This window comes from Firmicutes bacterium HGW-Firmicutes-1 (genome assembly GCA_002841625.1).
GTDB lineage: Bacteria > Bacillota > Clostridia > Lachnospirales > Vallitaleaceae > HGW-1.
The window spans coordinates 80,176-102,932 of the sequence record PHAG01000002.1; the positions used below are offsets into that span (position 1 = coordinate 80,176).

The 22,757-nt window shown below is 32.2% G+C and carries 24 protein-coding genes; 23 read left to right on the top strand and 1 reads right to left on the bottom strand.

Annotation, left to right across the window (positions count from 1 at the left end; translation table 11 throughout):
- The first annotated feature begins 4 nt into the window (after positions 1–4).
- From CVU84_02385 to CVU84_02400, 4 genes are read left to right on the top strand one after another with little or no spacing between them, the layout of a single operon-like run.
- Entirely contained in the window at positions 5–916 is a 912-nt protein-coding gene (locus CVU84_02385; GenBank protein ID PKM95672.1) for a hypothetical protein, read from the top strand.
- 11 nt (positions 917–927) lie between these two features.
- Entirely contained in the window at positions 928–1,332 is a 405-nt protein-coding gene (locus tag CVU84_02390) for a sporulation protein (protein PKM95673.1), read from the top strand.
- Positions 1,333–1,365: 33 nt separating this feature from the next.
- Positions 1,366–1,599, top strand: a complete 234-nt coding sequence (locus tag CVU84_02395; GenBank protein PKM95674.1) for a hypothetical protein — start codon at positions 1,366–1,368, stop codon at positions 1,597–1,599.
- Positions 1,580–1,891: a hypothetical protein gene (locus CVU84_02400; GenBank protein ID PKM95675.1), complete on the top strand. Its 312-nt coding sequence runs from the start codon at positions 1,580–1,582 to the stop codon at positions 1,889–1,891. Before CVU84_02395 ends, CVU84_02400 begins: the two co-directional genes overlap by 20 nt.
- A gap of 96 nt (positions 1,892–1,987) precedes the next feature.
- Here CVU84_02400 and CVU84_02405 read toward each other — a convergent pair whose 3' ends face one another.
- Positions 1,988–3,085, bottom strand: coding sequence for a redox-regulated ATPase YchF (locus CVU84_02405; GenBank protein PKM96106.1), 1,098 nt, complete (start codon positions 3,083–3,085; stop codon positions 1,988–1,990).
- Positions 3,086–3,587: 502 nt separating this feature from the next.
- Here CVU84_02405 and lgt point away from each other — a divergent pair.
- The 19 genes from lgt to CVU84_02500 all read left to right on the top strand — a co-directional run bounded on the left by lgt (position 3,588) and on the right by CVU84_02500 (position 22,718).
- Positions 3,588–4,457, top strand: a complete 870-nt coding sequence (gene lgt / locus CVU84_02410) for a prolipoprotein diacylglyceryl transferase (GenBank protein PKM95676.1) — start codon at positions 3,588–3,590, stop codon at positions 4,455–4,457.
- A 2-nt stretch (positions 4,458–4,459) separates the two neighbouring features.
- A complete protein-coding gene (locus CVU84_02415) occupies positions 4,460–4,642 on the top strand; it encodes a hypothetical protein (GenBank protein ID PKM95677.1) in 183 nt (60 codons plus the stop codon).
- 241 nt (positions 4,643–4,883) lie between these two features.
- Positions 4,884–5,315 (top strand): cell division/cell wall cluster transcriptional repressor MraZ, encoded by a 432-nt coding sequence (locus CVU84_02420; protein ID PKM95678.1) that lies wholly within the window; start codon positions 4,884–4,886, stop codon positions 5,313–5,315.
- A gap of 42 nt (positions 5,316–5,357) precedes the next feature.
- Entirely contained in the window at positions 5,358–6,311 is a 954-nt protein-coding gene (locus CVU84_02425; GenBank protein ID PKM95679.1) for a 16S rRNA (cytosine(1402)-N(4))-methyltransferase, read from the top strand.
- Positions 6,304–6,819, top strand: a complete 516-nt coding sequence (locus CVU84_02430) for a hypothetical protein (GenBank protein ID PKM95680.1) — start codon at positions 6,304–6,306, stop codon at positions 6,817–6,819. Before CVU84_02425 ends, CVU84_02430 begins: the two co-directional genes overlap by 8 nt.
- A gap of 7 nt (positions 6,820–6,826) precedes the next feature.
- On the top strand, positions 6,827–8,617 hold the full coding sequence (locus tag CVU84_02435) for a peptidoglycan glycosyltransferase (GenBank protein PKM95681.1): 1,791 nt from the start codon (positions 6,827–6,829) through the stop codon (positions 8,615–8,617).
- 130 nt (positions 8,618–8,747) lie between these two features.
- Complete coding sequence (locus tag CVU84_02440; protein ID PKM95682.1) at positions 8,748–10,499, top strand: peptidoglycan glycosyltransferase; 1,752 nt, start codon at positions 8,748–8,750, stop codon at positions 10,497–10,499.
- A gap of 71 nt (positions 10,500–10,570) precedes the next feature.
- Entirely contained in the window at positions 10,571–12,022 is a 1,452-nt protein-coding gene (locus CVU84_02445; protein ID PKM95683.1) for a UDP-N-acetylmuramoyl-L-alanyl-D-glutamate--2,6-diaminopimelate ligase, read from the top strand.
- A 50-nt stretch (positions 12,023–12,072) separates the two neighbouring features.
- Positions 12,073–13,038: a phospho-N-acetylmuramoyl-pentapeptide-transferase gene (locus tag CVU84_02450; protein PKM95684.1), complete on the top strand. Its 966-nt coding sequence runs from the start codon at positions 12,073–12,075 to the stop codon at positions 13,036–13,038.
- A 39-nt stretch (positions 13,039–13,077) separates the two neighbouring features.
- A complete protein-coding gene (locus CVU84_02455; protein ID PKM95685.1) occupies positions 13,078–14,433 on the top strand; it encodes a UDP-N-acetylmuramoyl-L-alanine--D-glutamate ligase in 1,356 nt (451 codons plus the stop codon).
- Between the two features lie 130 nt (positions 14,434–14,563).
- Entirely contained in the window at positions 14,564–15,619 is a 1,056-nt protein-coding gene (locus CVU84_02460) for a cell division protein (GenBank protein ID PKM96107.1), read from the top strand.
- 99 nt (positions 15,620–15,718) lie between these two features.
- A complete protein-coding gene (gene murA / locus CVU84_02465; GenBank protein PKM95686.1) occupies positions 15,719–16,972 on the top strand; it encodes a UDP-N-acetylglucosamine 1-carboxyvinyltransferase in 1,254 nt (417 codons plus the stop codon).
- A 13-nt stretch (positions 16,973–16,985) separates the two neighbouring features.
- Positions 16,986–17,780, top strand: coding sequence for a hypothetical protein (locus CVU84_02470; GenBank protein PKM95687.1), 795 nt, complete (start codon positions 16,986–16,988; stop codon positions 17,778–17,780).
- Positions 17,781–17,887: 107 nt separating this feature from the next.
- A complete protein-coding gene (locus CVU84_02475) occupies positions 17,888–19,012 on the top strand; it encodes a cell division protein FtsZ (GenBank protein ID PKM95688.1) in 1,125 nt (374 codons plus the stop codon).
- 193 nt (positions 19,013–19,205) lie between these two features.
- Entirely contained in the window at positions 19,206–20,216 is a 1,011-nt protein-coding gene (locus tag CVU84_02480) for a hypothetical protein (protein PKM95689.1), read from the top strand.
- A 12-nt stretch (positions 20,217–20,228) separates the two neighbouring features.
- A complete protein-coding gene (locus tag CVU84_02485; protein PKM95690.1) occupies positions 20,229–20,963 on the top strand; it encodes an RNA polymerase sporulation sigma factor SigE in 735 nt (244 codons plus the stop codon).
- Between the two features lie 70 nt (positions 20,964–21,033).
- The gene (locus CVU84_02490; GenBank protein PKM95691.1) at positions 21,034–21,807 is read left to right on the top strand and encodes an RNA polymerase sporulation sigma factor SigG; all 774 of its coding nucleotides are present in this window, start codon (positions 21,034–21,036) and stop codon (positions 21,805–21,807) included.
- A gap of 42 nt (positions 21,808–21,849) precedes the next feature.
- A complete protein-coding gene (locus CVU84_02495; protein PKM95692.1) occupies positions 21,850–22,095 on the top strand; it encodes a YlmC/YmxH family sporulation protein in 246 nt (81 codons plus the stop codon).
- 167 nt (positions 22,096–22,262) lie between these two features.
- Positions 22,263–22,718 carry a transcriptional regulator NrdR gene (locus tag CVU84_02500; GenBank protein PKM95693.1) on the top strand — a complete coding sequence of 152 codons (456 nt, stop codon included), beginning with the start codon at positions 22,263–22,265 and terminating at the stop codon, positions 22,716–22,718.
- Positions 22,719–22,757 lie beyond the last annotated feature (39 nt).

Here is a 22,757-nt window from a genome sequence, read left to right on the forward strand (position 1 = left end):
TATCATGATTGTACTGTTGTTAATTCTAAAAATAATACTAATTATAATTGCAGTTATTTTATCAGTTGTTATGTTTTTGCTCATTTTGATTTTATTTGTTCCAATATGTTATAATATCAAGGGAGAAAAATATGATGAGATTGTTCTTGAGGGTAAAGCCAGTTGGTTATTAGACGTTATCAAGTTAAAAATTTCTTTTAAAAAAGAAGTTGCATACTCAATTAAAGTTTTTTGGAAAACGATATATTCTTCGCAAGTAGAAGAACCAGTTCGTAAAAATAAAACATCATCAAATAAGAAGAACGTTAAAGAAAGCAAATTAGAAGAAAAAGCTTATCAAGAAAAAGGCCATGATGTTAATAAAGATGATATTCTAAAAAGAGCATCAAATGATACAGATAAGAAAACTGACAAAGCAAAGGATGATTTGAAAAACACAACTACTTCATTTGCAAAGGCTGAAGATAATAAGAAGATAAAAGAAAAAAAAGTTAAGAAAAAAAATAAGAAGATAAAGATTAAGAAGAAAAGGGTGAAAGAAGAGTCATCTAATTTAAAGGATGTTTTTCACAAAATCCAAGCCTTTCTCAAAGAGGATTATTATAAAGGAGTAGTGAAATTTGTAACCAATCATGGCTGGAAGATGATCAAATCAATTCTACCTAGGAAGATTAGATTACATCTACAATTTGGTACTGATGATCCAGCAATAACAGGCTATATTCTTGGAGTAGTAAGTATATTTTATGCTGTAACAGGTAATAGTATGGTTATTGAACCTGATTTCGATAAGAGAATACTAAAAGGAAACTTTGATATAAAAGGCAGAATTTTTATCTTCATTCTTGTATATCATGCGTTGAAGATTATTCTAGATAAAAGAGTAAAAAAACTAATTGCAGAATATAATCATTAAGGAGGTTTATTATGGAATCGATTTTTAAAAACAATGTAGACTCGTTATTAAGTGGTATGGAGAATTTTATTTCTACTAAAACAGTAGTGGGGGAAGCAATTTATTTAAATGATACGATTATTTTGCCTCTCGTAGATGTTACCTTTGGAGTTGGCGCAGGTGCATCAGAAGGTAAGGATGAGAAGAAAAATAGTGGAGCTGGTGGCGGAGGTCTAGGTGCTAAAATAAGCCCAAGTGCTGTTTTGGTAATCAAGGATGGACATACTAAGCTGGTAAATATTAAAAATCAAGATAGCTTAACTAAAATTATTGATTTGGTACCTGACATTATGGATAGATTTATGAGCAAAGATAAAAAAAAGAAAGATACATCAGAAAATAATGTGGTGAATAAAGAAGACATGGGTGATTTGTAAAAATGCATAACATTAAGTATTTGAGGTGATTAATTGAAAAAATTCGCACCAATTATTATTGTGTTAATAATGAGCAATTTGCTTATGTTTTATCTTTTTGGTCTTATAGTAATAGCGATTATTGCTCGCAACTTCATTTTATCGATGATACTTGGTGTTATTGCCATCTGTATTATCGGAGTTATCATCGCTTTAATAGTGACACTTAGGGTTAGGTTAAAAGAAATTGATAAGGAGGATGAAGAAGATGATCTTAGTAAATACTGATTACATATCAGGTAAAAAAATTGAAACTATTTCCATTGTAAAAGGTTCTACAATTCAATCTAAGCATTTAGGTAAAGATATTATGAGTGGCTTTAAGACCATTGTTGGAGGTGAATTAACTGCATACAATGAAATGATGAATGAAGCAAGGGCGATCGCTACTAAGAGGATGGTTGATGAAGCTACTACCTTGGGAGCTGATGGAATTGTAAATATCCGTTATGCATCAAGTGCAATCATGCAAGCTGCAGCAGAGGTAATTGTTTATGGTACTGCGGTAAAATTTGTATAGAGAGTAACGAATAAATAGATAAGCAAATCAATAAGGACGTTTCTGATAGCTTGATTTGAAGCTAAAAGAAACGTCCCTATAAATATTTAATTGTTTCTATACGTTAAATCGGAATAATATAATATCTCCATCTTTTACCACGTACTCTTTGCCTTCGAGTCTAACAAGGCCTTTTTCTTTAGCTGTATTATAATTACCACATTTCATTAAATCATCATAGGATACTATCTCAGCACGAATGAAACCTTTTTCAAAGTCAGAATGAATCTTGCCAGCAGCACCAGGTGCTTTGGTTCCTTTTGTTATTGTCCATGCTTTGGTTTCTTTTTCACCTGCGGTTAAATAGCTTATTAGGCCGAGGATGTGATAACTTGCATGTATGAGTTTATCCAGACCACTTTCTTTTAAACCAAGATCTTCAAGAAACATCTTTTTCTCATCATCCTCAAGTTCAGAGATTTCTTCTTCTATTTTAGCACAAACAACAAAAACCTCGGAGCCTTCATTTTCAGCAAAGGCTCTTACTGTTTTCACATTATCATTTGTTTCTCCATCATTCATTAAGTCATCTTCTGTAACATTTGCAGCAAAAATAACAGGTTTATATGTCAGTAAGTTTAAGGACTCAACAAAAAGTGCATCGTCAATTTGATCAAACTCCATATTTCTTGCAGATACACCAAGCTCGAGGCTGTCCTTAATTTGATTTAGAAGGTCAACTTCCTTTTGAGCGGTTTTGTCTGTTTTTAGAGATTTGATTGTTTTGGAAAGTCTTCTTTCCAAAATTTCAAGATCAGAAAAAATCAATTCAAGATTGATTGTTTCAATATCTCTGAGTGGCCCGATTGAACCATCAACATGAATAACATTTGTATCCTCAAAGCATCTAACTACATGTACAATTGCATCTACTTCTCTAATATTAGATAAAAATTTATTTCCAAGACCTTCACCCTTACTTGCACCTTTTACTAACCCAGCAATGTCCACAAATTCAATTGCGGCAGGGATAGTTTTAACTGAATTATATAGCTCAGTAAGGCGATCAAGTCTTTGATCTGGCACGGTTACAATTCCGATATTGGGATCGATTGTACAAAAAGGGTAATTTGCAGATTCTGCTCCTGCTCTTGTTAAAGAATTAAAAAGTGTGCTTTTCCCAACATTTGGTAATCCTACTATTCCTAGTTTCATATCATATAATTCCTTTCTTTTCTGTAAGGTATTCATTTGTAAAAACATTAATACGATCAAATCACTTTGAAATTATAACACATTAATGAACATGCCTCAAGCATACATTTGTAATAACACTTTGCGAAAATTGTTGCATTTTGTAGTTATGAGGCAACTTTTCACAAATATCAAAGAAACAATTGATTTTTTATCTTAAATGATTTATTATGATTAAGAATTGTTTTGCAATTTCTTATCGATTAAACTTCATAAATAACTCATCGAGTAAGATGAGATCTAATGTAGTTGCGTAACCATGAAGTATTTGGTTCTGTTTCATGGGTAAAATTTGCATCATTAAATTAAAAAGTACCATGAAGAGAATAAGGATTTTGGTTTTGACCAATTTTCTTGTCATAATATAGTAAGTCCAATAGTTGCTATAGATCTGAATAAATGTTTCTTAGTCAAAATGTGGTAATATATGGTATGATTGAAAAAAGTAAAATCGAGGTGGAGTATGAATAGTCCAGATATTATATTTCCGAATATAAATATAGAATTTATGAGCATTGATCCTGTAGCATTTACCTTTTTTGGGATAGAGGTCTACTGGTATGGAATAATAATTTGTACAGGTATTCTAGCGGGGCTGTTTGCTGCAGTATCAGTCGCAAAAAAAACGAATCAAAATCCTGATGTTTATTCTGAGTTATTGATTTATGCTTTAATTGGAGCGATAATTGGTGCAAGATTGTACTATGTTGTCTTCTCTTGGGATCAATATAAGGATAATTTGATGGATATCTTTGCATTGAGAGAGGGTGGGCTTGCAATTTATGGTGGCGTAATTGGGGCGGCCATCGTATGTGTGATTTTTGCAAAAATAAAAAGGCTAAACACGTGGTTACTCGTGGATACAGGTGTTATAGGCTTAATTCTTGGACAAGCAATAGGAAGATGGGGAAACTTTTTTAATATGGAAGCTTTTGGGGGTTCTACAAATAGTTTTTTGGCAATGGCTATGAAAGTTTCAAAGGTGAAATATATTCCGAATGAAGTTTATGAAAAGATGATTACAATAAACGATGCAGCTTATATTCAAGTTCATCCAACATTCTTTTATGAATCAATGTGGTGTCTCGCTGTGTTTGCCATTCTAGTATTTTATCGTAAGCATAAAAAATTTGATGGAGAATTGTTATTTATATACTTTATTGGGTATGGACTTGGAAGGTTTTGGATAGAAGGTCTTAGAACGGATCAATTACTAATTGGTAGCTTGGACATTCCAGTCTCACAATTATTATCAGCAATATTAGTTGTTGGAGCAACAATAGGCATCCTTATTAAGAGGAAAAAATCTAGGAAAGGCATTAGTGATCTGTAGAAATGAATGCAAATAAATTGCAAGAAATCAGAGAAAAATTGAACCGCATGATAGAAAATAGCTCTGATGCTGATGAAATACTTCAAGTTAGTATGGAGCTAGATGAATTAATTGGAAACTATATGGAAAGACAAAACACGAAAAAAAATTGTGAAAATGAAACTAAAAATGTTGCAAAAAAGTGACAGAATGCATATATTAACGAATAGATTTTGACGCAACGCAATAAAATGTACTAGTTTTCAGTGTATTTGTTAGATGAATTTTATTTAAAATAGCAAGCCTTAAATTGAGGCTTGTTTTTTTTTATTCAAAAGAGCTTGATTTTTCTGGGGAAATGTACTATTATTATGGTTATAAGTGGGTGAATGTGGTGCTCGGTGGTAAATTGTGGAGAGTATTATGATTTCAAGGTAGGTGACTAGAATGTTTATAGGCGAATACAATCATGCTATGGATGAAAAAGGCAGAGTAATTATGCCTGCTAAATTCAGAGAGGGACTAGGAGAAACTTTTTATATTACAAAGGGTTTTGATGAGTGTTTATTTGTATTTGCTGAAGAAGAATGGGAAAACTTTAGACATAAGCTAGATAGTAACGCCTTAAAGAAAAAAGACTATAGAAAGTTACAAAGAATATTTATTGCATCTGCTAATGATTGTACCTTGGATAAACAAGGAAGAGTGTTGCTTTCAACACCACTTCGTGAATATGCTGGAATAGAAAAAGATATGGTAATCATTGGAGTATCAAATAGAATTGAGTTATGGTCTAAGGAAAAATGGGATGCTTATAATAATGATGAAGACTTTGATTTATCTGAATTAGCGGAACAGCTAGACGATCTAGAATTGTAATAGAAAAAGAGATTGAATCAAGGATGAGTGGAGGCTAAAAAAATGGAATTTAATCACACCTCAGTATTGTTAAATGAATGCATAAATGGATTGAATATCAGCCAGAACGGTATCTATGTTGATGGCACATTAGGAGGCGCAGGTCATTCTTTTGAAATATGCAAGAATTTATCAAATAATGGTAGATTAATAGGAATAGATCAGGATGAAATGGCTATAGTTGCTGCTAATGAAAGATTAAAGCCTTATTCACAGCTAGTAACAATCGTTAGAGAAAATTTTTCTTCTTATAAGAATATAATAAAAGAATTAAATATAGAAAAAGTGAACGGAATATTATTGGATCTTGGTGTGTCATCTTATCAACTTGATAATGCTGAGAGAGGTTTTTCTTATATGCAGGATGCACCTCTAGATATGAGAATGGATCAAAGACAAGAAAAGACAGCGAAAGATATTGTGAATGGTTATTCTGAGAAAGAGTTGTTCATTATACTTAAAGCATACGGAGAAGAACGTTTTGCCAACAATATTGTTAGAAACATTGTTCGAGCTAGGACGGAAAGACCTATTAATACAACTGCAGAACTTGTCGATATTGTCTCTAGGTCTATACCTGCAAAGAACAAAGCAACAGGCGGACATCCTGCAAAAAGAACTTTTCAAGCTATCAGAATTGAATTAAACAGAGAGCTTTCAGTACTTAAGGAAACGATTGTCGATATGATAGAATCCTTAGATCAAGATGGAAGATTATGTATTATTACATTTCATTCCTTGGAAGATCGTATTGTTAAGGAGATGTTTAGAGAAGCAGAAGATACCTGTATATGTCCGATAGATTTTCCTTATTGTACTTGTGGCAACTTGCCGAAGGGTAAGGTGCTAACTAGAAAACCAATATTACCAAAAGACGAAGAATTAGAAAACAACTCAAGATCTAAAAGTGCAAAACTAAGAATATTTGAAAGAAAGGACGGTATTTTTCATGGATAAGAGATATGGAAAAAACAATGAAATCTTAATTTCTGGAAATAATGCGATTCAATTAGAACGCAATTATTTTAAATGGGATGAATCAGAAGAAAAAATTCAGAAACCAAAAAAGAAAGCTATTCGCCATGAAAAATCAAATCCTATCTATACAATGGTTCTAATTTCTGTTATAGTAACAACATTGGTTGTAACTGTGATACTATTAAAAACACAATTTAGTGTTTCTGATAATGCAGAAAGAATTATTCTTTTACAACAAGAGTTGGTTGAAATTAAGAAAACCAATGACCAAATTGAAAGTGATATTCATAAAAGCGTCAATATGGATGAAATTTATAGAATGGCTACCGAGGAATTAGGAATGGTACAAGCAGGTAAAAACGATATTAAATATATTCAATCAGAAGATATATCTTATACTGTTCAATATGCTGATGTAGACGTTTCAGAAGACGAAGAAGGAGCCAATGTTGGCAATATACTAGCTTTTATTTCAAAGGGTTGGTGATTTTTAAATGAAAAAGGATTTATATAAAGGAGAAATGAAAAAGCATTTAATTGCTGTTTTCATTCTCTTTATTTTTGCTTTTACAGCACTGATAGTAAGAGTGGTGTATATTAATATCCGAGATAATCAAAATTATAAGACAAGTGTATTGTCGCAGCATGTGAGTACCTTAACCAAATCAGATGTTATTGCTGCAAAACGAGGTTCGATTTTGGATAGAAATAGTACGGTTTTAGCAGAGAGCGTTAAGGTATACAATGTTATATATGATCCGGGAGTTTTAAATCAAAATAAGAAAGAAATAATAGATGCAACGAATTTGACTTTAAGCAGTACAATACCAGGTATAACGATTGCACAGCTTAATGAATTATTAGTTAAAAATAAAAATAGTCATTATCAAATTATTGCACGTGAATTAGATTATAACGCAGTAAAAGGCATTGATGAAAGTATAAAAGATAAGAGTATACAGGGTGTTTTTTTAGAGGCACATTACAAACGTATTTATCCATATAATACAATGGCATCTGATGTTATTGGATTTTTTAGTAACACAAGTGGTGGTAGCTACGGAGTTGAAGAATACTATCAAAGTGATCTTTGTGGTAAAGATGGAAGGTTATTTGGAGCACTTGACGATGGAGCTATTGTAAATCAGGAGGAAGTACCGCCCAAAAATGGCAACCAAATCGTACTAACGATAGACTTTGGCATACAAAAATATGTTGAAGAAGCAATCTTGAAATATTATGAAGAGCATGATGCAAAAAGTGTTAATGTTATTGTGATGAACCCTAAAAATGGGGAAATTTTAGCGATGGCTTCTCATCCTAATTATAACTTAAATGATCCATATAACCTTACAGATATTGTTGATGCATCTGTTTTAAGTAGCATGACAGACGAAAACAAATATGAACAAAGATATCAACTATGGAGAAACTTCATGGTTAGTGATACCTATGAACCTGGATCGACTTATAAGCCATTTGTTATTGCAGCAGCACTTGAAGAAGGGAAAATAAGCTTAAATAGCACGTATCAGTGTGATGGTGGGAAAAAAATCCATGGACATTATATTAGGTGTTGGAAGGAAGGAGGACATGGCGTTCAAACTGTGTCAGAGGCTCTTGCAAATTCGTGTAATGTTGCTTTAATGGAGATTGGAGAAGCACTAGGGAAAGATGATTATTTTTCGTATCAACAAATGTTTGGTTTTGGTGCCAAAACAAATATTGATGTTCTTGGTGAAGGTAAGGGAGTATATAATACCTACGAACAAATTGGTCCAGTAGAGCTTGCTACAGGCTCATTTGGACAAGGGTTTAATGTCACGCCAATTCAACTTACAGCTGCATTTTCATCCTTAATTAATGGGGGATACTTATATGAACCATATTTAATGAAGGAAGTAATTGATGAGGATGGCAAAACGATTATGCATAAGCAACCTCAATTAATAAGACAAACCGTGTCAGAAGATACATCAAAGAATCTGATTAAATCCTTAGAAACTGTTGTAGATGATGGTACTGGAAATAAAGCCTCGATAGAAGGTTATAGAATTGGTGGTAAAACTGGAACAGCTGAAAAAGGGAATCGATTAGACGATTTGTATATGGTGTCATTCATAGGCTTTGCCCCCGTGGAAAATCCTCAGTTAATAACACTTGTAGTTATTGATGAGCCAGACGTAATTAATCCCGATAGTGGATTAGCATCAAAAGTCTTTACAGATATTATGACAAAAGTATTGCCATATAAAACTATCTTTAGTACGCTTGAAATAGATTAGCACACTAAAAGTTGCGTTAAATTAAAATCTATTTTCAAGCAACTTGAAATAGAATAGCTTGCTTCATTTAATAAAAGTATAATTGCTCTTGAGTATCATAAAATATAATTAAAAAGACTTAGGATATTTTATGGAAAGAGTGAAAACATTTCATAGGAAGAAAATAGTATTTATATGTAGTGTAGTTATATTATTATTAATTGCGTTAACGATTAGAGTAGGATATTTAATGATTTTTGAGGCGAATTTTTTACAAGAGAAAGCAGAACAGTTACATAATAGAGAACGTTCAATTAAATCAAAAAGGGGTATAATTTATGATAGAAATGGTATCCCTATTGCTGTTAATCAGTCAGTAACTAGAATATCGGTTATACATAATCAAATAACTGAACCAGAGAAAGTCACAAAACTACTATCTGAAAAGCTGGAACTTGAATATGAATATGTGGAGAAAAAAGTTAAGAACAGAGTTGCTATTGAAATTATTAAAAAAAATGTTGATAAAATAGTAGCGGATGAGATTAGAAAGCTTGATTTAGATGGGGTAATGATCGATGAAGATTATAGGCGAATTTATCCTTTTGAAAATTTAGCAGCTCATGTGATTGGTTTTGTTGGGTCTGATAATCAAGGTATCATAGGATTAGAAGTTCAATATGACTCCTTTTTAAAAGGTAAGAATGGCATGATCTATACGCAGACGAATGCCAAGGGCATTGAAATAAATAACGTTGCTGAAACCAGAGAAGAACCAATTGATGGTCAAAATTTAAATGTTAGTATAGATATAAATATCCAACAATATGCCCAGCAGGCACTAGAAAAGGTACTTATATCAAAAAAGACAGAAAAAGGTTCTATCATCGTTATGAATCCTCAAAATGGTGAGATTTATGCAATGGTAAATAAACCTGATTTTAACTTAAATGATCCTTTCTATTTAGAAAATAAGAGTCTAACTGGTAAAGAAAAAGAGAACGCACTCAATCAGCTTTGGAGAAATTATGCGATTAATGATACTTATGAACCTGGGTCAACCTTCAAGGTTGTAACTACATCAGCAGGACTCGAAGATAAAGTGGTCTCCTTGACGGACACTTTTAGTTGCCCAGGATATGCAATTGTAGAAGATAGACGTATCAGATGTCATAAATATGGAGGTCATGGAGCTGAAACTTTTTTGGAAGGTGTACAAAATTCCTGTAACCCAGTTTTTATGGCTGTAGCAGAAAGATTGGGCGTTGACCGGTTCTTGTATTATTTAGACAAATTTGGTTTAAATGAAAAAACAGGTGTTGATTTGCCAGGCGAAGCGGTGAGTATTATGCATAAAAAAGAAAATATAGGACCAGTGGAGCTTGCAACGATGTCTTTTGGCCAATCATTTCAAATTACACCTCTTCAACTGTTAAGAGCTGGAGCTGCAGTAGTAAATGGTGGGAAATTAGTGACACCACACTTTGCAGTAAATGTAACAGATCAAAAAGGAAATATTCTTAAAACTTTTGAATATGATACCTCAAAAAGAGCTATAAGTGAAGAAACTTCTGTATTGATGTGCTCTATATTAGAAAGTGTTGTATCAGTAGGAACTGGAAGAAATTGCTTTATTAAGGGATACGAGGTTGGGGGTAAAACTGCTACATCTGAAAAGTTACCTAGAAGTAGTAATAAATATATTTCTTCATTTCTAGGCTTTGCTCCAGCGGATAATCCACAGGTAATGATTTTAGTTATAGTAGATGAACCTAAAGGGATATATTATGGAGGTACTGTAGCAGCTCCAGTGGCTAAAGAGTTGTTTGAGAACATTCTACCTTATTTAGGAATAGATCCGGTATATGAAGAGTTAGATCAAGAAAATGAAAGCGTAGAATAATTGAACTCTATGCAGAAATTAAAATTTATGGTAATATAGTTAAGACAATTTTGAAGTGCTGGAGGTACAGTATGAAATTAAGCGGATTATTAGACGAATTTGAGATAACCTTATTAAAAGGTGACTTAGACATAAACATAAAAAACATAATCAATGATTCTAGATCAGTAGAAGAAGGAAGTTTGTTTATTTGTATTGATGGATTTGAAACGGATGGACATAAGTATATTGAAAGTGCTATAAAAAAAGGTGCAAAAGCCATATTGGTTCAAAAAAAGGTAGAGGTTGAGGAAGATATAACAGTCGTGCAAGTGGAAGACACAAGAAAAGCATTAGCACTTCTTTCGAGTAAATACTACAATCATCCTTCAAATAAGTTTGAACTTATTGGAATTACTGGAACGAATGGGAAAACATCAACTGTATTTCTAATAAAAAATATCCTTGAAAGCTTTAAGAAAAAAACAGGTATCATTGGAACCATTGAAAATAGAATTGGAGACGAAGTTTTTGAGACTTCTAGAACAACTCCTGAATCAAATGAATTACAAGAGTTATTTTCAAAAATGGCAGAGGCCAATGTGAATGATGTAATCATGGAAGTTTCTTCTCATGCATTAGATCTTCATAGAGTTGATGGAAGTATGTTTGATATTGGTGTATTTACGAATCTTTCATTAGATCATCTTGAATATCATAAAACCATGGAAAATTATCGAGATGCAAAGTTGAAACTTTTAAATATGTGCCCAATAGGTGTTATTAATATAGATGATACGGTAGGTGTATATATGGTTGAAAATAGCAACTGTAAAAAATACATTACTTATGGGTGCGACAATGATAAGGCTTCGTTAAATGCAAGTAAAATATCAAATAAGATCTCTGGTACTTCATTCTATTTGACATTGAATGGAGAAGAGCACCTTTTTGAAATACAAACGCCAGGTAAATTTAGTGTTTATAATGCATTAGCAGCAATCGGTGTTTGTATTGCGTTAAATGTACCAGTAGAAATAATTAAAAAATCACTAAAAGAAAAAAGCACAATAAAAGGAAGATTTGAAACCTTTATTAGTAAGGAAGGTTTTTTTGTGATAGTTGATTATGCACACACACCAGATGGATTAGAAAATGTATTAGATACAATTCTTGAAGTGTCATTAGGTAGGGTTATTACCGTATTTGGCTGTGGTGGAGATAGAGATCGTTCTAAAAGGCCTAAAATGGGAAAAATTGTTGGAGAAAAATCAGATTACTCGATTATTACATCCGATAATCCTAGAACTGAAAATCCAGAACTCATTATGAAAGAAATTGAAGAAGGAATAAATACAACAGATTGTTTTTATGAAATAATTGAGAGTAGAGAACTAGCAATAGAAAACGCATTATCAATAGCAAAAAAGGATGATATTGTACTTATAGCTGGAAAAGGTCATGAAGACTATCAGATCATTGGTACAACAAAAAACTACTTTGATGATGCAGAATTAGTTAAAAAGATTCTATCTAAGAAGTAGATGCATAAAGTAATTATGAATAGATTGAATATTTTCGAGGTGAACAAAAGATGAATACTGCTTTTATTGTACCAATATTGTTAGCATTTATTATTACAGTAATTATGTGTCCTATTGTCATTCCCTTTTTGACTAGATTAAAATTTGGTCAATTTATAAGAAATGATGGTCCAAGGACTCATTTGAAAAAAACAGGAACGCCTACCATGGGTGGAGTTGTTATTGTGTCAGGTATTTTGATAACATCATTATTCTATATAGAAACGAATCCAGAGATCATACCAATTCTTTTTATGATGATAAGTTTTGGTGTATTAGGGTTTTTTGATGATTACATTAAAGTTGTAATGAAGCGTTCCTTAGGACTTAGAGCCTATCAAAAAATGCTTGGTCAGTTGTTAATATCTGGTGTTTATTGTTACTATATTATAAACAATACTTCAATTGGAACTAAAATAATTCTTCCATTTTCGAATGGGATATATATTGATTTAGGATGGGGATTTATCCCATTTATTTTTATAGTAATCCTTGGTACTGTAAATGGAACGAACTTAACTGACGGATTAGATGGATTGGCATCTTCGATTACAATTCTAGTTGCTACATTTTTTACTGTAGTCAGCATAGGCGTTGGTTCTAACATTTCGCCGATTACTGGAGCTGCAGCAGGAAGCTTATTGGCTTTTTTACTATTCAATTCTCATCCTGCCAAGGTATTCATGGGGGATACAGGCTCTCTAGCTCTTGGAGGTTTTGTAGTTTCAACAGCAATTTCACTTAATATGCCACTATTCATTCTAATTGTTGGGTTTATTTACTTGGCGGAATGTATATCGGTTATACTTCAAGTTTCATATTTTAAAGCAACTGGCAAACGCATTTTTAAGATGGCGCCAATACATCATCATTTTGAACTACTAGGATGGAAAGAAACGAAGGTTGTTGCAGTGTTTGGAATCATCACTGCTATATTGTGTTTGATTGGTTTGTACGGTTTAAATGGATTCTTCTAGGCATTTAGAAAAGCGACAGATAGTCGGAGGATAAAAACGATGGAATTAAATAATAAAATGGTTATGATTATTGGCATGGCCAGAAGTGGAATAGGTTCAGCAAAACTTTGCTATCAACAAGGTGCAACGGTAGCAATCTATGATGGCAAGGATAAATCAGGTTTTGAGGACATTATTCATTCATTAGCTGAATATAATTTTACGTATTACTTTGGTGAATTTGATAAAAGCTTATTAGACTCTTTAGATTATATGATCTTAAGTCCAGGAGTGCCAACAGACTTATCTTTTATTGAAAAAGCTAAGGATAAGGGAATCAAGGTAATTGGAGAGATTGAATTAGCCTATGCTTTTTGTAAGTCAGAAATAATTGCTATTACTGGAACGAATGGAAAAACGACAACTACTTCACTCGTTGGTGAAATAATAAATGCCATTCATTCAAATACATTTGTTGTTGGCAATATTGGTAATCCCTTTACAAATGTAGTACTTGATACGAAAGAGGATGGTATTGTTGTTGCCGAAATAAGTAGCTTTCAACTTGAGTCGATTAAGACGTTTAAACCAAAAGTAAGTGCAATATTGAATTTGACCGAGGATCATTTAAATAGACACAAAACCTTTGAAAATTATGTTGGAGCTAAGCTTCGCATTACAGAAAATCAAGATGAAAACGACTATTCAATTTTAAATCATGAGGATGAATTATGCAAAGAGTTAGCTAAAAAAATTCGTGCTCAAATTCTTTGGTTTTCCATGAAGGAAGAAGTAGAAGGCGTATATTTCAAGAACAATAAGCTAATGGTTAATTATAACGGTATTCATGAGGAAATAATGTCTATGATGGATGTAAAGTTACTTGGTAGCCATAATATTGAAAATATTATGGCAGCAATAGCAATATCCTTGTGTATGAACATTCCTTTTGAAACAATTAAAACGATTATTACAAGCTTTAAGGGCGTAGAACATAGAATAGAATTTTCTGGTGAGATTAAGGGTGTAAAATATTACAATGATTCAAAAGCAACCAATCCTGATGCTGCAATAAAAGGCATCATGGCAATGGTAACACCAACTGTACTTATTGCAGGTGGTATGGATAAGGGAAGTGAATATGATCAGTGGATACGCTCTTTTGACAACAAGGTGAAAATCTTAATTTTATTTGGAGAAACGAAGGAAAAGATTAAGCAGTCAGCTATTTTATGTGGATTTCATTCCGTTATAATCGTAAATACGCTTGAAGAAGCTGTGTTACAAGCGTCAAGGACTGCTGAAGAAGGTGATTGTGTTTTGCTTTCACCTGCGTGTGCTAGTTGGGATATGTTCACAAGCTATGAAGAAAGAGGAGATCTCTTTAAGAAACTCATAACAACATTAACAGTGTGAGGAAGTGAATTGCTTGAACAAATCGAAAAAGAAAAGAAATATAAAAGTAAGAAGAGATAGTAGCAAAGGCTCATCAGTTGACATTACATTGGTATTTGTTATTTTATTCTTGATTGTTTTTGGAATCATTATGATCTATAGTTCGAGTTATTATGCTTCTTATGAAACCTATGGAAATCATATTGAATTTTTAAAAAAACAATCGTTATGGTGTATTATTGGGGTTCTAACCATGTATCTAATATCTCAAATCCCTTATAAATTTATCACGCAATTTTGGTTGCTTATTTACGGAAGCTCAATCGTATGCTTGATTTTAGTTCTATTTATTGGCGATGAAATCAATGGGGCAAAGAGATGGTTAGATTTTAAAATAATTGGATTTCAACCCTCAGAGCTAGCAAAGTTAGCTACAATCATTGCTATGGCGGTTGCAATCACTAGTACCCAAAAATACATAACAAATTTAAAGGTATTTCTTCTTAATATGTTCATTGTAATTTTACCTACTATATTAATTGGATTACAAAATATGAGTACTGCCTTTGTAGTTTTTGCAATTGGATCATCAATGGTATTTGTTGCACTTCCAAACTTTAAATCTATTTTTAAATTTATGGTCTTGCCCTGTGGCATCTTAGTTGGATTGCTATTCATATTTAAAAATGTATCAAGTTTCTTTATCAAAGGATATCAAATGGGCAGATGGGAGACTTTCGTAAATGGACCTTGGTCAGATCCACAAGGGAAAGGGTATCAAACAATTCAATCCTTGTATGCTATAGGATCAGGTGGATTTTTTGGGAAAGGGTTAGGCTACAGTATGCAAAAAAATGGCTTTATACCCGAAGCTCATAATGATATCATTTTTTCAATAGTATGTGAAGAATTAGGTCTTTTTGGAGCAATTGCACTTATTATGTTGTTTATACTACTCATTTGGAGATGTATGGTAATTGCTAGCAAGGCAAAAAATATATTAGGGCTTTTAATTGTATCGGGTGTAATGGTACAAATTGCTATTCAAGTTATCATAAATATTGCTGTAGTAACAAATTCTATGCCTACTACCGGTATGCCACTACCTTTTATTAGCTATGGGGGCTCCTCATTACTGTTTCTAATGATAGAAATGGGATTGGTATTAAATGTCTCACGGCATATCCAAACAACAGAGGAAAGGTAATTATTATAATAAAAAAGTAATATAACAACATAGTCACAATATTTCTTTTATTGAATACTATATCTATATAGATTTGCTATTTTTTGGAGGTAGCAGTATATGGGTAAGTACTCAGTGGTAGGTGGAAATCGTCTTGAAGGTGATTTAACTGTCCAAGGTTCTAAAAATGCAGTGTTACCAATACTAGCAGCAACGATTTTAAATAAAGGTAAGTCCTATTTGCATAATTGTCCAAAAATATTAGACGTATATAATATGATCAATATATTAAAAGCAATTGGTTGCAGTGTTAATTGGCAAGATAATGTTTTAATCATTGATTCAAGTGTAATTACTACAGATAAAATACCTGAAAATTATGTTCAAACAATGCGATCATCAATTATCGTACTTGGGTCAGTATTAGGTAGATTGAAAAGCGTAATGATTTCATTTCCAGGAGGGTGTTCCATTGGCGTTCGTCCGATAGATTTACACATAAAAGCTTTAAAGCAAATGAACATTAATATTTTTGATACGAGTGGATTTTTAAAATGTACCACCAATGAAATAAAGGGAAGTACAATTCATTTAGACTATCCAAGTGTTGGTGCAACAGAGAATGTAATGTTAGTTGCTGTTTTATCCTCTGGTACTACAAAAATTTATAATGCTGCTAAGGAACCTGAAATCATAGAATTAGAAATTTTTCTAAATGCTATGGGAGCAAAAATAAGTGGTGCTGGAAGTGATTGTATAATGATTCAAGGTGTTAAGAAACTTGATGATGTTGAATATCAAATAATGCCTGACCGCATTGTAGCAGGCACCTTTTTAGCCGCAACAGCTATTACTGGTGGAGAGCTATTGTTGCAAAATGTTCATGCAGATCATTTAGATTCAATATGTTGTAAATTAGAAGAAATGGGTTGCTTCATTAACAGCAAGAATAATAAACTTTTCATTAGAAGTGATGGGGATCTTAAAGCTATAAACTTAATTAGAACGCAACCCCACCCAGGCTTTCCAACTGACATGCAAGCTCAAATTATGGCATGCTTATCTATAGCAAAAGGTACGAGTATTATCTCAGAAACCATTTTTGAATCAAGATTTAAACATGTTCCAGAATTATCTAAAATGGGTGCGGATATTATAATTGAAGGAAGACTAGCAATTATCAAGGGTGTAAATAGGCTACAAGGATCAGAAGTCTTTGCTGAAGATTTACGAGGTGGCGCAGCTCTTATTATTGCAGGTTTAGCGGCAGAAGGAAATACAGTTGTTCATAACTCTCAACATATAAGAAGAGGTTATGAAGATTTTGATGATAAACTAAAACAATTAGGTGCAAATATTAGTTATATTGATTAATATAGGTGATAAAATGTCGAAGGTAATTCACATAAGAAGCAAAAAAAAACAAAAGAATAAAGTGGAAAATAAAACAAATAAAAGAAACAATAAGAATAATCATTCTGCAGGAAGATATATACTTATTATAGCTTTTGGATTAGCAATTATGCTATTTCTTGTTACGAGACTCTTTAGAATTGAACATTATGAAATTGAAGGCAATCGGTTATATTCCAATGATGAAATTATGGAGATACTTAAAGTAGAACCGAATTCTAATATTTTAAATGTTTATATGAATGCAAGTAGAAACTTAGATGAGTTTCCTTATCTAAATAGTGTAAATGTGGATTTTAAGAGCTATAACAAGGTTAAAATAACTGTTCAGGAGAAACAAATCATCGGATATATCTTTTATTTAAGCGAGTATTTATGCATTGATAAGGATGGTTATATTGTTGATTATGTAGATTCAGAAAGTTTAGATGAAAAAATAGCGATTTTAGAAGGTCTTTTTACGGAAACCTTAGTGTTGGGAGAAAAGATTAATTTACCTAAGAGTATTATTGATATATGTCTTCTGTTTCACAAAGCAGAGCTTAAATATGGATTAAATATTGATACAATTAATTTTAATGGAAATAGCACATCTAATATTTCATTGATTGTTAACCATGTTGATATTGAATTTGGGAATATGACTTTCTTTAATGAAAAAATTCAAAGCATAAAAGACATACTTCCACAAATTCCGCCTGAAGATACAGGGACTTTATACCTAGGAAATGATGGGAGTACTAGCTATTTCGAAAAAAACCTTGAATAAAATTAAAATTTATGTTGATAAATTGGGTAAAAAAATATATGATATTAATGAAGGAATTTAATTGAAAAATTATTAAAATAGATATACCTTAGTTAGGAGGATATAAATTGCTAGAGATAAAGATGAATGAGGTTAGTAGTGTAGCAAAAATTGTAGTCATTGGTGTTGGTGGTGGCGGAAATAATGCAGTAAACAGAATGATAGATGACAAATTAAACGGTGTTGATTTTGTAGCTGTCAATACAGATATTCAAGCATTACAGAGCTCTAGAGCAAGCATTAAAATTCAAATTGGTGAAAAGTTAACAAGAGGTCTAGGGGCAGGTGCTAATCCTGATGTTGGCCTTAGAGCAGCTGAAGAGAGCAAGGAAGAATTAACACAAGCTATCAAAGGTGCAGATATGATATTTGTAACTGCTGGTATGGGGGGAGGCACTGGAACAGGTGCAGCTCCTGTTATTGCGCATATTACAAAAGAACTAGGTATTTTAACGGTTGGTGTTGTAACAAAGCCTTTTGATTTTGAAGGTAAGACTCGTATGAGAAATGCAGAAATGGGTATTGCTGAACTTAAGAAGGTTGTAGATACTTTAATTGTTATTCCAAATCAAAAATTGTTATCAGTTATTGATAGAAGAACGACAGTTACAGATGCTTTTAAGAAGGCAGATGAAATACTGCAACAAGCTGTTCAAGGTATTTCTGATACTATTTATACTCCTGGTATTATCAATCTTGACTTTGCAGATATTGCAACGGTTATGTCGAGTAAGGGCATTGCACATATTGGAATTGGTAGAGCTAAAGGTGATAACAAAGCTGAAGAAGCAGCACGTCTTGCTATATCAAGTCCATTACTTGAAACTACAATTGATGGAGCAAGAGATATGCTTATCAATATTAGTGGTGACTCAAATATGTCAATGTACGATGCAAGTGAGGCGATTGGCTTGATTCAAGAAGCGACTGGAAATGAAGCCAATATTATTTACGGACAAATTATTGATGATTCATTGGTTGATGAAATTGTGATTACAGTTATTGCTACTGGTTTTAGTAAACACATTGACGGTTCAATGGATGTTGAAGTATTACCATTCCTAAAGTCATCAATGACGCCAAAAAGTGAAACAAGCTATACAAAACAAGAAGCAGCAGTATACGATAAGGTTGATCAGGATCATGATGATCAAATTATTGATATACCACCGTTTTTACAAAGACGTAAATAAGTTAAAATAGCCAACAAGTATAAGGGCGTTCTTCGGAACGCCTATTTTTATTGGAAAAAAAGCTTGACGATTTTCTTGTTGATAAGAAAAGTCTTATTTATGAAATTGGAAACGCGGCATAAGTGTAACGAGAATTATAATTTGCATAGCCGATTTTCTTGTCATATAAAGGATTAATTTTTTTGTTATTTGAGTGTCATTGCGACAAAAAACAATCGCTAAATTCCTATATAATAATCATAGCTTGATTGTGAAGCATAGCAATAAAGTAATTGCTAAGGTTAGGAGGCGAGGCGTGTACATAGAAGTATATTTGGATGTTGTCTTTGCAGTAAATTTCATTTTGGATTTTATTATTTTGTTGCTTGAAAGAAAAATTAGCAGAAGAACAATTTCTTTAAATCGAGTATTTTTAGGTGCATTCGTAGGGGCTGTACTAATGTGTATTATAGTACTTGTTCCTAAACTAAATTACATAGTTTATTTAGCCTTTAGCTACTTTATTTCTAGTGCAATTATTGTTTTTGTAACTTTTAGACCAACAAAATGGATAGAGCTAATTAAGCTTACTTTATTGTTGTACATGATAGCAATTTTACTTGGTGGCATCATATTCTCCCTTTATTATTATTCTAGAATTGGCCTTGGTTTAAATCGAGTATTTACGAATGGAATAATGAATGGTTTGGATTTGCAAATGTTGCTTTTGTTTGTTTGTATGGCAATTATCATATGGATGATTTTTATAAATATATTCTTTAAGGCTATGAATGTTTCTAAAAATATATATGAGGTTGGCATATTCTATCATGAAAAAGAAATGAAAATAAGTGCACTTTTAGATACAGGAAATACGTTATATGATCCTATTTCAAATTGGCCAGTAATTATTGGTGAAATTGAAGTGTTAAAAGATTATTTTGATGAAAATAGCTTCTTAACTTTAAAAAATATGACTTCAAATATTTATGATATTCAAAGCATTGAAGAGATTAAAAACGAACTGGGTTTGAATGTTAGATGGATACCTTATACATCATTAGGAAATGAAAATGGTATGCTTGTGGGTATCGTACTAGATAAGGTTATAGTACATAAAGGTAAGGTACAAAAAGAAAATAAAAATGTTGTTTTTGCATTGTATAATAAAAAACTTTCTAATGATAATAGTTACAATGTATTATTACATCCAAAATTGATATGATAGGGGGAAAACATGATGAGCCAACTTGCGATTCAGAACATTAAAATCAACTTGTTAAACAAGTTTAAAAGAATATTAGTTATGAATAGTGGTGAGATTCACTATATCGGGGGTACAGAAATATTACCCGCACCACTAGGTACGAAAAAAGAGATGGAAGCTATAGCGAAACTAGGAACTGAAAATGATCTAGAGGTAAAGGCAATATTAATAGAACATAATTTAAGATTAGTAGTATACATAGCTAAGAAGTTTGAAAATACGGGTATTGGTGTTGAAGACCTCATTTCAATAGGTACAATTGGCTTAATTAAGAGTATTAATACCTTTAAGCCAGATAAAAATATTAAATTAGCTACCTATGCCTCAAGATGTATAGAAAATGAGATACTAATGTATTTAAGAAGAAATAACAAGACTAAAATGGAGATATCATTTGATGAACCTCTTAATGTGGATTGGGATGGTAATGAGCTTCTTCTATCAGATATATTAGGAACAGAGGAAGATGAAACTTATAAAAATATTGAGGATGATGTTGATAAAGAACTTCTTAAGCTAGCGTTATCTAAACTTTCGAAGAGAGAAAGAACGATTGTTCAATTACGCTTTGGCCTTGATAATTACGGCGAGGAGATGACACAGAAAGAGGTTGCTGATTTACTTGGCATATCACAATCATATATATCAAGACTTGAGAAAAAAATTATTAAAAGATTACAAAAGGAAATAATTAGAATGCAATAGAGAGTATATTTAGCAGTGGACTGGTAATCATTTAAGTATAGACTATTAGATGATTACTGGAGGTTCTCAAATGATTAATAAAGTTGAAATATGTGGCGTAAACACTTCGAAATTACCAATCCTAAAAAACAAAGAAAAGGATGAACTGTTTAAGAAAATACTTGAAGGGGATCAGGAGGCCAGAGAAACGTATATAACCGGCAATCTTAGACTTGTGCTGAGTGTTATACAAAGATTTAATAATTCTGGTGAAATGGTCGATGACCTTTTCCAGGTTGGATGTGTTGGCTTGATAAAAGCAATTGATAATTTTGACGTCACACAAAATGTTAAATTTTCAACTTATGCTGTTCCTATGATAATTGGTGAAATACGAAGGTATCTAAGAGATAATAATAGCATTAGAGTTAGTAGATCCTTAAGAGATATTGCTTATAAAGCTTTACAGGTAAAGGAAATGCTTATTAAAAAGTGTGATAGAGAGCCAACAATTGAAGAAATCGCCAAAGAGTTAGAACTACCTAAGGAAGACATTATCTTTGCGCTTGATGCAATACAAGATCCAATATCATTATTTGAGCCAATATACAATGATGGAGGAGAGTCGTTGTATATTATGGATCAAGTGAGTGATAAAAATAATAAAGAGGATAATTGGATACAATCTATATCCTTGAAAGATGCGATGAAAAAATTATCTGAAAGGGAATATGATATTGTTAAGTTAAGATTTTTTCAGGGAAAAACACAAATGGAAGTAGCTAATGAAATTAGCATATCTCAAGCACAAGTCTCGAGACTAGAAAAGTCTGCAATACATCACATGAAAAGATATTTGAAGTAAAGATGATGTGACGAGGTGATTGTAATAGTACGCATATATGATATGAAGCAAAAGGAAGTAATCAATAGTTCGGATGGTGTTAGGCTTGGTTTTATCAGTGATATCGAAGTTGATATGAAAAATGGTAAAATATTAAAGATATTTGTTCCTGGACCATCAAAGATTCTAGGTATGTTTGGAAGTCAAAAGGAATATGCAATTCCATGGGACTCAATAACAAAGATTGGAGAAGACATTATTTTAGTTGAAATTGATGTTGATAAGGCATTGATGGAATCAAAGTATTAAGATATGACGAAATAAATCAATCAATGTCTAAATCCATTGTACATTGACAACATAACAATCCCCCTGTATAATATTTTTAACCAATAGGAAACTTATGCAGTTAATTGTCTTGAAATTCAAGCAGCTTAATGTAGAGAACTAGGTTGGTAATATAGGGGGATAACAGTATGAAATGTCCATATTGTGGCACGGAAAACATTAAGGTAATTGATTCTAGACCTTCAGAAGAAAATAATGCAATTAGAAGAAGAAGACAATGCGAACAATGTGAACGAAGATTTACAACCTATGAAACGATTGAAAATGTACCGCTAATTATTATTAAGAAGGATGAAACAAGAGAACCCTATTCAAGAGAAAAGGTTATGTCTGGCTTACTGAGGTCATGTCATAAACGACCAGTTCCGATGAGTGAAATAGATAGAATGATTAACGACATTGAAAACACATTGTATAATACTATGAAGAAAGAAGTTGAAAGTAGTTATATAGGCGAATTGGTTATGGAAAAGCTTAAAGATGTTGATGAGGTTGCATATGTAAGATTTGCTTCCATTTATCGAGAGTTTAGAGACATCAATACTTTTATGGACGAATTGAAGAAAATATTAAAAGAAAAATAATAACGGGGTCAAGCTTAATTAATTATCACCTTTTAGGTA